Source organism: Mycolicibacterium novocastrense, from assembly GCF_001499835.1.
GTDB classification, from domain to species: Bacteria; Actinomycetota; Actinomycetes; order Mycobacteriales; family Mycobacteriaceae; genus Mycobacterium; species Mycobacterium novocastrense.
This window is the reverse complement of record NZ_LQIH01000066.1, coordinates 158,934-172,152: the sequence shown is the minus strand read 5'-3', so window position 1 is coordinate 172,152 and position 13,219 is coordinate 158,934. Positions and strand designations below refer to the sequence as shown.

The window sequence follows — 13,219 nt, the reverse complement described above, 5'->3', positions numbered from 1 at the left end:
GGCCGAACCCTACGCGCTATGCGCCCGCACAGACCCCGGAGTCGCGGATCACGCCACCGTAGACGTTGGCGGTCGCGATGTTGGCGTTGATCTGTCCGGACGGCATCCGCTTCTTGATCTTGTCGCTGATCTGAGTGAACTGATACCACAACCGGTAGATCGAATCCCCATGGAACACCGGCGAATACTCGCTCTGGTCCGGGTAGTTGATGATGAACAGCGTGTGGGCGCGGGGGTCGAGGAATGCGGCGGACTGATCGAGGTTGGCCGCGACGATGTCGCCCGCCTCGCTGACCCCGGGCCGCCCCCAGTCGTCGCCCTGATCGGCCAGGAAACGCTGAAATCCGTACACCTGGCCCATCAGCTGCTCGTACTGCGCGTTGAACCACTGACATGAATCACGCATCGCGGTGATCTGCTCCGGCGTGACCCGTATCTGCCACAGGTTGTACGGGAACACGGTGTAGTCGGGCTGCCAATCCGACGGATGCGGTGTGAACACCGGCAGCGTCGGGGTGGCGGGTTCGGCGCGGCTCACCGGTGCGAACAACAGCAATCCGGTCAGAAGTGCGGCAAGCGCCCGAAACATGCTCAACCACCGCCGAATTCGGGGCGCAGGATCGGCGCGAGCGCCGACAGCGGGATGTGGGCCTGCACGGTGCCGCCGTCCATCGCCCACTGCGGAAGCCCCGGGCTGAAGTTGATCGGCCGGTCCCGGGCCACCGGGTAGTCAGGCATGTAGAGGATCAGCTCATCTGGAGTGAGCGCCCACGCTTTGTACGCACCGGAGTAGACCTTGTCCGGGGTCCAGCGGTCCGGGGTGAACGGGTAGGTGCCAGGTTGGTGCGGCGGCGGTGCGGCGTCGAGTGCGGCGACGATGAACGGCTCGCCCAGGCGCGGGATCTCGGCCATGTGGTCGACGCCCGGATTGAACAGGTCGGCCAGTTGCAGCCGCCGACCGTCGGCGAAGGTGAAGGTGCGGTAGGCGTCGCTGATGATCGGCGCGTTCGGGTGTGCGAGGGCGTCGGTACCGACCGTCCCCGAGTACATCTCGTGGAAGACGACCGTCATCGCGCCGCCGTGCTGGAAGATCTGGAAGTGCTGCTCGCCGAAACTGTCGTGGACCGTCATCTTCGCGGCGTCGCGCCAGTTGTTCATCAGGTTGGTCAGGTACCCCCGGATCGTCGGGTTGTCCACCAGATCGCCGGGCAACGCCATCTTGATGTTGCGCGTCGCTTTGCGCTCCGAAACCACCGACGTGCTGCAGAACTGCCCGTCCCAATGCCCGCCGAGCTCCGCGCAGAAGGAGGGCGCCGACGCGGACGCGGTGGGTGCGACGGCCACCACCGCGGTGATCATGGCCGCCGCGGCCAGTGCCGGGCTCAGCAGGCGCATCTCACGTCTCCCCACGTCCTCACGGCAATTCGACTTTGCTTGCCCGCCAACGCCCGTCGATGTTCTCCATCGTCATCTTGATGCGGCTGCGGTCGATGCGCGGATCGGGCACATTGGTGTTGGTGACGGACTGGTCGACGAACAGCAGCACGACCGCCTTGTCCTTGGTCGCCGACTGGACCGCCGATTCGAGCACCACCCCGTGAGCGGATGCCTTGTTGTCGATCAGCAACTGCCGCAGTTGGCTGCTGGACTGTGAGTACATGTCCTTGAACTCGCCGGTCGCCCCGTCGAGCACCGCATCGAAGTTCTCGTCGACCTTCGCCGAGTCGATGCTCGTCAAGACCTGTGCGTAGGTCACCGCTGCGGCCTGGGCCTGTTCGCCGGCCTGTGCGATTTGACGCTCCTGCCACAGTTGCCAGCCGAGGAACCCGGTTGCGCCGAGCAGCACCACGAACGCCAGGATCAGCGCCCCGCGCAGCACCGGGCGGCGCCAGTTGCGTACGGTGCCTTCGCCGTTGGAGTCGTTGGAGGCGTCGTCACCGGACTCGGTTTCGGGAGTCTTCGCATCGGATTCGGCGGCATCGGATTCGGCGGTGCCGGACGTGGCGGTGTCGGTTTCGGCGGTGTCGGTTTCGGACTCGGCCGCCGTGTCGGCTTGCGGCGCGTCGGGCTTATCGGTCTCGCGGTCTCGGTCGGTACTCACGGGCATCGTCATCTCCTCACGGATAGGCGTCGGTCAGCGCGGCGGCTCGATCGGGAGCGTCGGACCGCCGTAGGGCGTCGGAATCGTGTAGCGCCCCTTCGGGGTTGGGTCCATCTGTCGGCCGAGGTCGGCACCCGGGGGTGGCCCGGCGGTGTCGTCTCCGGCGGGTCGTGGTGCGTTCTTGGCTCCGCGCACCAGGACTCCGGGGTGGTCGTCGCGGCAGTAGGTGTACATGAACGGTTCGGGGTAGTCCGCGTTCGACGGCGGCAGCTTGGGCGTGCCGTAGTCGCACGTGTAGCGGGGATAGATCTCGGCGGTTCCCCACAATCCGCCGCTGTGCATGGCGGCGCCGAGCGCGTCGAGCACCGATGTGCGGTGCTTCGGGAACAGCGCGTTCAGCGCCGGCACCCGCAGGTAGAGCAACCGGGACGTGGTGCTCAGATTGCCCAGCAGCTGCACCATGGTGTCGGAGTTGTCGACGAACAGGTTGTCGACGTGCTTCAGGACGCCGGGTGTCTGGTCGGTGAGCCGGCGATAGCCGTCGCGCATCTTGTTGATCCCGACGAAGCTCTCGCTGAGATTGTCTGAGGCAGCATCGATTCCGGCGTTTTTGTCGGCGACGAGGGTGAACACCACCTGGCTGGTGCGCAACAGCGAACTGGTCTCGGGCAGGACCGAATCGAGGGTCGACAACAAGAAGGTGCCGCCGTCGACGATGTCGGCCAGCTTCTGCGGACCGGCCTCGCTCAGACTCAGTTCTCGTCTGATGAGTTCGAGCTTCTCGGTGTCGGCCTGGGCCAGCGCCCCGTCGGCGTTGGCGAGCAGCTCGGCCAGGCTCACCGGAATCGTGGCCCGGCCCTGACCGACCACTGCGCCGTCCGCAAGGAACGGGCCCGTCTGATCGTCGGGAACGAAGTCGATGTACTGCTCACCGGCCGGGGACAGCCCCGAGACCCGCACGGCAGACGATTTGGGGATCTGCGTCGTCGAGTTGACGGTTACCACCGCGTTGACGCCGCCGGGCGTGAGGTCGAGTCGTTCCACCCGGCCGATCCGCACTCCGCGCAGCGTCACATCCTGATTGGGCAACAACCCGGCCGACGCCGGCAGTTCGACGGTGAGCCGGTACGTCGACGCGAGCGGGTTAACCTGTAACGCACCGAACAACAGATACGCGGTCGCCACCACGAGCGTCATGACCAACGCGATCGCCGACAGCCAGGCCCGGCGACGGTAACCGAACCGGACGAGGCCGACGATGCGGTCGGCGGCAGCGGCGATCATCGTGGGGCCTCGGCGGGCAGTGGGGCAGGCGACGGCGGCGACGGCGGCGGAGCGACCGGCGGCGCTTGGGGAGCGGCGGCCGGTCCAGGAGCGGCGGCCGGCGCAGGCCCATGTTGGGGCGCGACGATGATCTCACCGGGCTCTGTCGGGCTGGGGATCACCGGGACTTGCGGTACCCCCGGCCCCCTGCCAACGACCCGCTCCTGCAACCGAAACAGCGTGTACTGCAGCGTGCCCACCAGCTGATGCCAGTCGTGGCGCTTGGGTCCGTGCAGCCCCGGGTCGCCGGCGTATCCGATGTCGGGGATGGACCCCAGGACCAAACGGTCGACGCTGGCGTCCAGCGCGATCGAGCTACTGGTCAACGTCTTGAGGAATGGCGGCATCAACCGATTGAGCGCGTAGAGCGTGGCGCCGGGAGCCAGCGCGACGTCGTTCCACGCGCGCGCAACGGTGTTGGCATCGGCGATGACACTGCGTCCGCTGGTGTCGGTGCCTGCGATCGACGGGAACTTGCGCATCTGGTTCGAGACATCGCCGAGCTGTTGGACGAGATCGGCGATCTGGGTGGTGTGGGCCGCCGACGTGTCGGTGGCCGGGCGGGCCTCAGCCATCACGTCGGCTATCACCTGGTTCTTGGCGGCGATGGAGTTGGCCAACCGCGAAGTCTCGGTCATCGCGGTCGAAATCTCGTCCGAACGCGCGTTGAGCCTGCCGAGCGTGTCGTTGGTCTTGCGGATGAGGGCGCCGAACGCCTGCCCCTCGTCACCGGTCGCCTTGCCCAGTCCGTTGATGATGTTGGTGAAGTTGCGCACCGCACCGCCGTTGACCAGGATCGCGGCCGAACCCAACACCGATTCGACCGTGGCCGCGGCCGTCGTCGACTCCAGGGGAATGGTGTCGCCGTCCTTGAGCAGCGGCGTGCCCGGTTCCACCGGACTCGGCGGCTTGATCGCCACGAACACGTCCCCCAGCGGTGTCGCAGAACGCAATTCGGCCGTGCTGCCCTGCGGCAACTGCACACCGTCCATGATCCGCAATGTGGTGACCGCGGTGTAGTTGCGGGCCACCATCGACTCCATCTGGCCGACATCGGCGCCGGCCAGCTTGACCTTCGCGTTCGCCGGCAGGTTCAGTGCGTTGGAGAACACGGCGGTCACCCGGTATCCACCCGAGCCCACACTGGGTGCCGGCAGCGGCAGACTCGACAGACCCTCGGTGGCGCAGCCGGAGACGACCAGGCACCCGCTCATCGCCAGGGCCGCTGCCAGCCGCCGCCGGCGGTTCCGGACGGTGGCCATCACTTCTGCCCCATCGCCGCGAGCCCTTCGAGCATGTACGTCAACCCGAAATCCGGTCCGAAGTCCTGCAATGTTCCCGTGCTGCAACCCAACTGGCGCAGGCCCATCATGTTGCAGACCTCCTTGATCAGCTGGTTGTCGAACAGGACCTTGTCGGTGACCACCTTCACCCGCAGCGCGCCGTTCTTCTGGTCGGCGACGTTGTAGAGGTTGTCCAGGGTCATCGGCGCGAGGTCGAGGAACTCCATCAGATCGCGTTCGTGGTCGACCGCGGTGTTCAACACGATGTCACCGTTGGCGACGAGATCCTTGATCGAATCCCGGTGCTTTTCCAACACTTCGCCGGTGTTGGTCAACACCTCGTTGATCTTCTTACCGGTGGTGCCACTGCCGAGTTCCTCGTCGGCCAAGATCTGGCTCAGGGCCCGCACGGACGAACCGAACTCCCGCATCATCGAGTCGTTGCGGGCCGCCGCCTCCGACAGCGAACTTACGTTGCGCACGATGGTGGTGAGCTGATCCTTGGTCACGGTGCCGCGATCGGCGCTGAGCCGCAACGCATGCGACAGTTCACCCAGCGCGTCCTTCATCTGCTGGCCGTTGCCGTCGACGATCGCCGCGCTGGCGTCCACCACATCGGCGATCGGGCCGTCTCCCTTCCCGTCACCGCGCAGCGACAGCGCGAGCTTGTCGAGAACGTCGAGCACCCTGGCGAATTCGACCGGTGTCCGGGTGCGGTTCAAACCGATGGTGTCGTGGTTCTGCAGGGTGGGGCCGTCGCGGTAGGGCGGGGTCAACTCGATCTGGCGATCGGTGAGGATCGAGTTCGAGATGGTGGCGGCCTGGACGTCCGCGGGCACCTTGACATCCTTGTCGACGGTGAAATCGACCTCGACGTAACCACCCTTGGTGGTGATCTTGGTGACCTTGCCCACCGGCATCCCGAGGACCGCGACCACATTGCCATCGTATAACCCTGCGGCGCTGTCGAATTGGGCGGTGACGGTGATGGTGTCGAGCTGATCCACTGCGAACTTGACCACTACCACGGCCGCAGCCAGTGCTACGGCGAGGCCGACGGCGACCACCGCGATGATCTTGGACCTGGTGCTTTTCACACTCGCTCCTCGGATGGCTGGCTCATTTGCAGTCCTGGTAGTACTCGAGCATGCCGAACTGCTTGGCCCGGCCGCTGATTGCGCACATCCACGAGTCGACCAGCAGGCCGCTGGAGGCGTTGAAGTCGATCGCGTTGCCGGTGCCGGTGATGTTGGTCATGTTGCGTAGGGCGACAGCCCCGGACTGCAGGATGCTGCGCACCATGCCGTCGTTTCGGCCGAGCAGAGTGGATAGCTCCCGCAGGTTGTCGAGCAGCTCCTCGAGCTCGGGCCGATCGTCGATCACGATGCTGCTCAACGTCTCCACCAGGTTGGTCAGCCCGTCCATCATCGCGTGGAACGTGGCACGCCGCGCGACGAACTCACCGAGCAACGAGTTGCCCTGATCCATCAGGCTGCCGATCGTGGACTGCTGGCGACGCAGCGTGGAGCTGACCAGTTCCGTCGTCTTGAGTAGCTCGCCCAACTGGTCGCGGCGTTCGGCGATGATCGTCGACAGCGTGTGGGTGTTCTCCAACGCCTGCGGAACGACCGGGGGCAGGGTCTCCAGCTGGCGGCCCAGAATCGCCAGGGTTTCGGCGAACTGATCGGAGTCGACCTGCTCGTAGGTGGTGGTGACGTCGGCCAGCGCCTCCTGCAGGTCGTAGGGCACCTCGGTGTGCGTCAGGTCGAAAGTGTCGTCGGGCAACGATCCTGGCCCATCGGGATACAGCGCGAGGTAGCGCGATCCCAGGATCGTCGTGATCTTGATCGAGGCGCGCGAATCTTCACCGAGCACGACGTCGTTGCGGACTTTCAGGTCCGCCTCGACATGGTCACCCTTGAGTTCCATGCTCAACACCTCGCCCACCGGGATGCCGGCCACGGTGATCGGATTGCCGGGTTGCAGCGCCGCGGCTTGCAGAAAACGCGCGGTGTAATGGCGGTAACCGAAGTCGGCGACTCTCACCAACATCAGCGCTCCGATGAGAGCCGAAACCACCGCGACGGCAACGACTCCCAACCAGATCTTGCTGTAGCTCTCCAGCGGGCGCCGCCTGCGCGCGGCGTTGAGTGTTCGATCAGCCATTGGCCATATTCCTGCACTTGGGGGTGTACCGGGCTTTGTTGCCGGGGGTGGCCGCGTCGACGACGATCGGCGTCACGTCGTTGAGCCCGGGGAAGAACGCGGTGCCGTCGAGGTTGCACGCGTAGGCGCTGGCGTAGGTGCCCTCGCCGGTGATGCGCGCAAATCCCTTCAGCATCAACGGCAGATTGGCCCCGACGAAGGCCAGTTGCGGTTCGATCTTGACCATGTGCTGCGCGAAACCCGGTTCGCGCTGAACGAGTTCGTTCAGCGACCGGTAGACCTCGTCGGAGATCGTCGACAGCTGGCGCACCACTTTGGCGATCGAGCCCATCGAATCCACCAGTTGAGGCCGTCGCGCGTCGAAGGTCGAGACCACCGAGCGTGCTTCACCGATGATGTGGTCGAGGTCGTCGTTGTGTCGGGCGAGGTTGGCAACCACGAGGTTCAGGTCGGTGATCACCCCGCCGAGTTCCTCGTCGCGGCCGGCGAACGCGTCGGTCAGCTGCGCGGTCTGGTCGATCAATGCGGTGATCGACCCCTCGTCGCCCTGCAGTGACTGGATCACACCCTTGGTGAGGTTGTCGGCGTGCCGCGGGTCGAGCACGCTGAACAGCGGTTCGTACCCGTTGAGGAGCCTGCCCACGTCGAACGACGGATCGGTTTGTTCGACCGGGATGACACTGCCGGCGGGTAGCGGATCGGGCGATCCCAGGTTCCCCAGCGACAGGCCGAGGTATCGCTGCCCGACGATGTTCTGGTAGGTCACCGAGGCGACGGTGGTGCCGAGCAGCTGCTGGTCGCGTTGCACGACGAACGACACCTTGGCGTGTTTGCCTTGCAGGTCAATGCTTTCCACCCGACCCACCCGGACGCCGGCCATCCGGACGTCGTCACCCTCGCGTAGGCCGAAGACATCGGTGAACACCGCGGCGTAGGGCACCGTCGAGCCGGCGACGTCCCGGCGCAGCGTGACGTAGACAAGCCAGGTCAACGTCAGCGCCACCACCATGAACAGTGACAGCCCGACGAGTGCGGCACGATATTTCATCGGGTCCCCCCGATCACGGCTTCGGCGGGCAGCGGCGGCGCCGGTGCGGGCGCGGCCGGTGGCGGTGCGGGCGCGGCCGGCGGCGGCGCGGGTGCCCGGGGCGAATCACCCGGTTTGGGTGCAACCGGCGCCACAGGCGACTGGTTCACCGGTGGTGGCGGTATCGGCACCAACGCGTCGTTCGCTGTTCCCGGCACCGGCGGTGCGGGCGACATCCACGGTGGCAGTGGTGGATTCGGGTCGGCGAGGCTGGGATTGGGGTTCACCAGCGGCGGACCCACGGCGATCAGGTTTCCGTTCTCGCCGAGTACTGTGCCCGGGGGAGGCGCCAGATCCTTGGGCGGCTGATAGTTCTGCGGCAGAAGGACGTCGGGCAACTCCGGCCGGGTCACCACCAGGGGCGCGGTGTAACAGCTGGGACCCTTCAGTTCCCCGTACCGCGGGCAGTCGGCCCGGGTGTAGGTGTAGCTCGGGGTCAGGGAGAAGTTCATCCGCATGTTGCCGACATCGCGCTCGGGCCGCCACACCTCGTTGAAGAACTTGTCGGACAAGCCATTCAGCTTGATGAAGGCAGGCAGCCAGTGATGTGAGGTGTCGGCCAGGATCCCCATCACCGGCGTCAGCTCCGAGGTGGTCGTGACCAGCCGGTCGGTGTGGTTGTTCAATGCAGTGTGCGTGGTTCCCATGGTGTGCATACCGCCACTGATCAGCGCGTCGAGTTGAGCGCGCTGCTGCACCAGGGTCTGCATCGGTTCGACGGCCATGTGCAGCGCGTCGATCAGTTCCGGCGCGGTGGCCTGCAGCCCCCGCGTCGCATCGACGAGCGCCGAGACCGTGGTCGGGCCCGGATCGGTGGCGACGATCGCGTTGAGCTGATCGAGCATCCGATTCAGTTGCGCGCCACTGGTGAGCAGTTCGGTGCGGCGATCCTCGGTGGCCTCGTTCACGGCCGCCAGGACGCCCACCGTCTTGTCCTCGCGACCGCGCCCGGTGGCGGCCAGGATGTCGCGCAACTTACTGATCGTGGTCTGAAACAGCACGGTGGGCAGCTCGGTGTCTTCCGGAATGTGCGCCCCCGCACTGATCGCCGGTCCGCGTTGCTCGCTTGGATCATTCGCCGGCCCGCCGCTTCTGTCATTCGGCGACCCCCCGCCGGCGGGATCCGCCAGCTGCACCGACGACACCGCGAACACGTTGCTGGGCACCACCCGCGCCGTGACGTTCGCCGGTATGGAGCGGGCGTAGTGCGGATCGAGATTGATGTGGACGTAGTTGGGGTTTCCGTGCGCTGCCGGGGTGACACTGTCGACGGCTCCGACCAGGACACCGTGGTACTTCACGTCTGAGCGTTGCGGCAGTCCGTCACCGACGTTGACGAGATTCGCCACGACGCGCACGAACGGATCGAGGCGTCCCGTCGCCTTGACCAACAGGGTCACCGAAATCAACGCCAGCACAACGGCAACGGCGATACCGGCTCCGATCAACTGGCGATCGGTGGGGCCCCGCCCGTCCAGATCAAAGGAATTCGCCACCTACCCCCCAAACCTCGCTCCGGAGTCGACGTTCCACAGCGCCATGGTGAGAAGCATGTTGACGATGATCACCACGGTGATGCTGGCCCGCATGGCATGTCCGGCGGCGACCCCGACGCCCTCGGGCCCGCCGCTGGCATAAAAGCCGTAGTAACACTGGATCGTCGTGGCGATCCAGACAAAGACGATCGCTTTGAGAAGCGAATACAGGATGTCCTGGCCCGATAGCATCAGCGTGAAGTAGTGCAGATACGAGCCTGTCGATCCCCCGCTGATGACGTACACGACGACCTGTGTGGTCAGGTAGCTGACCGCCAGGCAGACGACGTAGAGCGGGATCACCGCGATCACCGAGGCCATCAGGCGGGTGGTGACGAGGTACGGAATGGGCCGGATCGCCAGTGAGTCAAGGGCGTCGATCTCTTCGGCGATGCGCATGGAGCCCAACTGCGCGGTGAACCGGCAGCCGGCCTGGGTGGCGAACGCCAGCGACAGCGCGATCGGGGCGAGTTCGCGAGTGTTGACCAGTGAGGAGATGATCCCCGTCGCGGGACCCAGGCCGAGCAGGTCGAGGAAGTTGTAACCCTCGATGCCGACCAGCGCTCCGACGGTGACGCCGAGGACGATCGCCACTCCGGCGGTTCCGCCTCCGACCACCAAGGAACCGTTGCCCCAGGCGATATCGGACAGCAGGCGGACGAACTCGGAGCGATAGTGCCTAAGCGCCAACGGGATCGCGACGATCGCCCGGACGAAGAAGACCAGCATGTGGCCGAGCCGCCCGATCGGGGGGCCGACCTTGCCGAAGAAGCGGACGAAGGGCACCAGCAGCGGGGGTACGTACGTCGAGGCCATGTCACAAACCGACCCTGGGGAACAGCATGATGTAGAGCTGGCTGATCGCGACGTTGACGACCATCAGGATCAGAATCGATTCGACGACGGCGGCGTTGACCGAGTTCGCGACGCCGGTGGGGCCGCCCTGCGTGGACAGCCCCTTCTGACAGGACACCACGGCGACGATGGCACCGAAGATGACCGCCTTCACCATCGCCACGATCATGTCGCCGGTAGTGGTGAACGAGGCGAACGTCGCGACGAAGCTGCCGGGCGCGCCGTTCTGGAAGTAGACGTTGAACAAGTAGCTGGCCAGGAATCCGACGAAGCACACCATTCCGGTGAGCGCTACGCCGATCATGATCGCCGCGGCAAACCGGGGAACGACCAGGCGGCGGATCACCGACACGCCCATCACTTCCATCGCGTCGGTCTCCTCGCGCATCTTGCGCGAACCGAGGTCTGCGGTGATGGCCGAGCCGACGGCGGCCGCCATCAGGATCGCGGCGGTCAGGGATGCCGCCTGTCGGATCACCGCCAGGCCGCTGGCCGCTCCGGCAAGGGACGTGGCCCCGACCTGGCCGGCCAGGAGCGCGAACTGGATCGACAGAGTGACGCCGATGGGCAGCGCCACGAGGACCGTCGGCAAGACCGCGGTGCCCGCCATGAACGCCGCCTGCCGAATGAACTCCCACCACTGGAAACGTCCGGTGAACAGGTCGATGAACATGTACTGCACAGTGCGCACGCCCAGCACGAACTGGTCCCCGGCCGTCGCGAGCGAGGCCAGGGGGTGGCGCCTGACGTAGCCGCCGGCCCAGTTGCCGATGACCTCGATTCCGTCACCACGTGCCGTCATGCTGAATCACAATTCACTTAATGCTCAACCCCCTGTCGGCAGCATTCACTATGCCCTGAGACCGCCGCAGCAATATCCAGTATTTTCCGCCCGTTCGCCATGGCCGCACTTTTGCGGCGGCGCCGAGACCCGTCACCACACCACTCGTCCGCTGAGGATGGACATTAACTTATTCGGAATGCGGGGTGGTCCGATACGGCCCCCTCCAGTCATCCGAGATGCCGACACGAGCAGAGCTCGCGGTCAATACGCATCGGGGACTGCGTGTGGTCAGGGGCTGACAGTCGAGCGCCATCAGCGCTGACAGATCCGCGTGCGCCCCGATTCCCAGGGACTTGGTGACTGGAATTGGAACACGTTCTAGTCTGATGGCCATGAGTGACCTGCTGCGCCATCCGATCCACTCCGGCCACCTCACCGTCGGGGCACTGAAGCGGAACAAGGACAAGCCGGTGCTGTTCCTCGGGGACACCACGCTCACCGGCGGACAGCTCGCCGAGCGCATCAGCCAGTACATTCAGGCGTTCGAAGCGCTCGGCGCGGGCGCGGGAACGGCCACCGGGCTGCTGTCGCTGAACCGGCCGGAGGTGCTGATGATCATCGGCGCCGGACAGACCCAGGGTTACCGCCGCACGGCACTACACCCTCTCGGTTCGCTGGACGACCACGCCTATGTGTTGAACGACGCCGGTGTCACGTCGCTGATCATCGACCCGAACCCGATGTTCGTCGAGCGGGCGCGGGGACTGTTGGAGAAGGTGCCCGCGCTCAAGCAGGTGCTGACGATCGGGCCGGTGCCTCCGGAGCTGGAGGGTGTCGGCGTCGACCTGACCGCCGAGGCCGCGAAGTACTCGCCGCAGCCCCTGGTGGCCGCGGATCTGCCGCCCGATCACATCGGCGGCATGGCCTACACCGGCGGCACGACCGGTAAGCCCAAGGGCGTGATCGGCACCGTGCAGTCGATCACGACGATGACGACGATCCAGTTGGCCGAGTGGGAGTGGCCGGAGCGCCCGAAGTTTCTCATGTGCACCCCGCTGTCGCATGCGGGCGCGGCGTTCTTCGTGCCGACGATCATCAAGGGCGGCGAACTGGTCGTGCTGACCAAGTTCGACCCGGCCGAGGTGCTGCGGGTGATCGAGGAGCAGAAGATCACCGCGACGATGCTGGTGCCGTCGATGATCTATGCGTTGATGGACCACCCCGATTCACACACCCGCGACCTGTCGTCGCTGGAGACGGTGTACTACGGCGCCTCGGCGATGAACCCGGTGCGGCTGCGCGAGGCCATCGACCGGTTCGGCCCGATCTTCGCGCAGTATTACGGCCAGTCCGAGGCCCCGATGGTGATCACGTACCTGGCCAAGGGCGATCACGACGAAAAGCGGTTGACGTCGTGTGGGCGGCCGACGGTCTTCGCGCGGGTCGCGCTGCTCGACGGTGACGGTAACCCGGTGCCGCAGGGCGAGGTCGGTGAGATCTGCGTGTCCGGCCCGCTGGTGTCCGGTGGCTACTGGAACAAGCCGGAGGCGACGGCTGAGACGTTCCGCGACGGCTGGATGCACACCGGCGATCTGGCCCGCGAGGACTCCGACGGCTTCTACTACATCGTCGACCGCACCAAGGACATGATCGTCACCGGCGGGTTCAACGTGTTTCCCCGCGAGGTGGAAGACGTTGTGGCCGAACATCCGTCGGTCGCCCAGGTGTGTGTCATCGGAACGCCCGACGAGAAGTGGGGCGAGGCGGTGACCGCGGTGGTCGTGCTGCGCCCCGACGCCGACCGCTCCGAGGACGCCGTCTCGCAGATGACCTCCGAGATCCAGGCCGCGGTCAAGGAGCGCAAGGGTTCGGTGCAGTCGCCCAAGCAGGTGATCGTCGTCGACTCGGTGCCGGTGACCGCGCTGGGGAAGCCGGACAAGAAGGCCGTGCGCGCGCAGTTCTGGGAGGGCAGCGACCGCGCGGTCGGCTGAGGCTAGCTTTCTGTTGGCGCGAGCGACCGCGTTTGTACATGCGATAGCGGCGTGTCGACGGGCAGACACGGTCGCTCGCGGGGGTTTGGTTACG

At 65.9% G+C, this 13,219-nt stretch carries 12 protein-coding genes; 1 reads left to right on the top strand and 11 read right to left on the bottom strand.

The genetic code is table 11. The annotated features are described in order from the left end of the window. Positions 1 to 16: 16 nt before the first annotated feature. The 11 genes from AU072_RS27275 to AU072_RS27225 are packed head-to-tail and all read right to left on the bottom strand — an operon-like array spanning position 17 to position 11,152. Positions 17 to 589 carry a hypothetical protein gene (locus AU072_RS27275; RefSeq protein ID WP_064416641.1) on the bottom strand — a complete coding sequence of 191 codons (573 nt, stop codon included), beginning with the start codon at positions 587 to 589 and terminating at the stop codon, positions 17 to 19. Between the two features lie 2 nt (positions 590 to 591). Further along, entirely contained in the window at positions 592 to 1,395 is an 804-nt protein-coding gene (locus AU072_RS27270) for a mannan-binding family protein (RefSeq protein WP_064416640.1), read from the bottom strand. A gap of 19 nt (positions 1,396 to 1,414) precedes the next feature. Beyond that, a complete protein-coding gene (locus AU072_RS27265; RefSeq protein WP_120271121.1) occupies positions 1,415 to 2,107 on the bottom strand; it encodes an Rv1363c family protein in 693 nt (230 codons plus the stop codon). Between the two features lie 27 nt (positions 2,108 to 2,134). Then, a complete protein-coding gene (locus AU072_RS27260; protein ID WP_064416638.1) occupies positions 2,135 to 3,385 on the bottom strand; it encodes an MlaD family protein in 1,251 nt (416 codons plus the stop codon). After that, positions 3,382 to 4,686, bottom strand: coding sequence for an MCE family protein (locus tag AU072_RS27255; protein WP_120271118.1), 1,305 nt, complete (start codon positions 4,684 to 4,686; stop codon positions 3,382 to 3,384). Before AU072_RS27255 ends, AU072_RS27260 begins: the two co-directional genes overlap by 4 nt. Beyond that, positions 4,686 to 5,804: an MCE family protein gene (locus AU072_RS27250; RefSeq protein WP_064416636.1), complete on the bottom strand. Its 1,119-nt coding sequence runs from the start codon at positions 5,802 to 5,804 to the stop codon at positions 4,686 to 4,688. The genes AU072_RS27255 and AU072_RS27250 overlap by 1 nt, the downstream gene beginning before the upstream one ends. A gap of 22 nt (positions 5,805 to 5,826) precedes the next feature. Beyond that, positions 5,827 to 6,873 (bottom strand): MCE family protein, encoded by a 1,047-nt coding sequence (locus AU072_RS27245; RefSeq protein WP_064416635.1) that lies wholly within the window; start codon positions 6,871 to 6,873, stop codon positions 5,827 to 5,829. Then, a complete protein-coding gene (locus tag AU072_RS27240; RefSeq protein WP_064416634.1) occupies positions 6,866 to 7,921 on the bottom strand; it encodes an MCE family protein in 1,056 nt (351 codons plus the stop codon). The genes AU072_RS27245 and AU072_RS27240 overlap by 8 nt, the downstream gene beginning before the upstream one ends. Next, positions 7,918 to 9,456 carry an MlaD family protein gene (locus tag AU072_RS27235; RefSeq protein WP_064416633.1) on the bottom strand — a complete coding sequence of 513 codons (1,539 nt, stop codon included), beginning with the start codon at positions 9,454 to 9,456 and terminating at the stop codon, positions 7,918 to 7,920. Before AU072_RS27235 ends, AU072_RS27240 begins: the two co-directional genes overlap by 4 nt. Beyond that, positions 9,457 to 10,311 (bottom strand): MlaE family ABC transporter permease, encoded by an 855-nt coding sequence (locus AU072_RS27230; RefSeq protein WP_064416632.1) that lies wholly within the window; start codon positions 10,309 to 10,311, stop codon positions 9,457 to 9,459. A 1-nt stretch (position 10,312) separates the two neighbouring features. Beyond that, positions 10,313 to 11,152: an MlaE family ABC transporter permease gene (locus tag AU072_RS27225; RefSeq protein ID WP_064416631.1), complete on the bottom strand. Its 840-nt coding sequence runs from the start codon at positions 11,150 to 11,152 to the stop codon at positions 10,313 to 10,315. Between the two features lie 374 nt (positions 11,153 to 11,526). Here AU072_RS27225 and fadD8 point away from each other — a divergent pair, with 374 nt between their 5' ends. Next, positions 11,527 to 13,125 carry a fatty-acid--CoA ligase FadD8 gene (gene fadD8, locus AU072_RS27220; RefSeq protein WP_064416679.1) on the top strand — a complete coding sequence of 533 codons (1,599 nt, stop codon included), beginning with the start codon at positions 11,527 to 11,529 and terminating at the stop codon, positions 13,123 to 13,125. Positions 13,126 to 13,219: the final 94 nt, after the last annotated feature.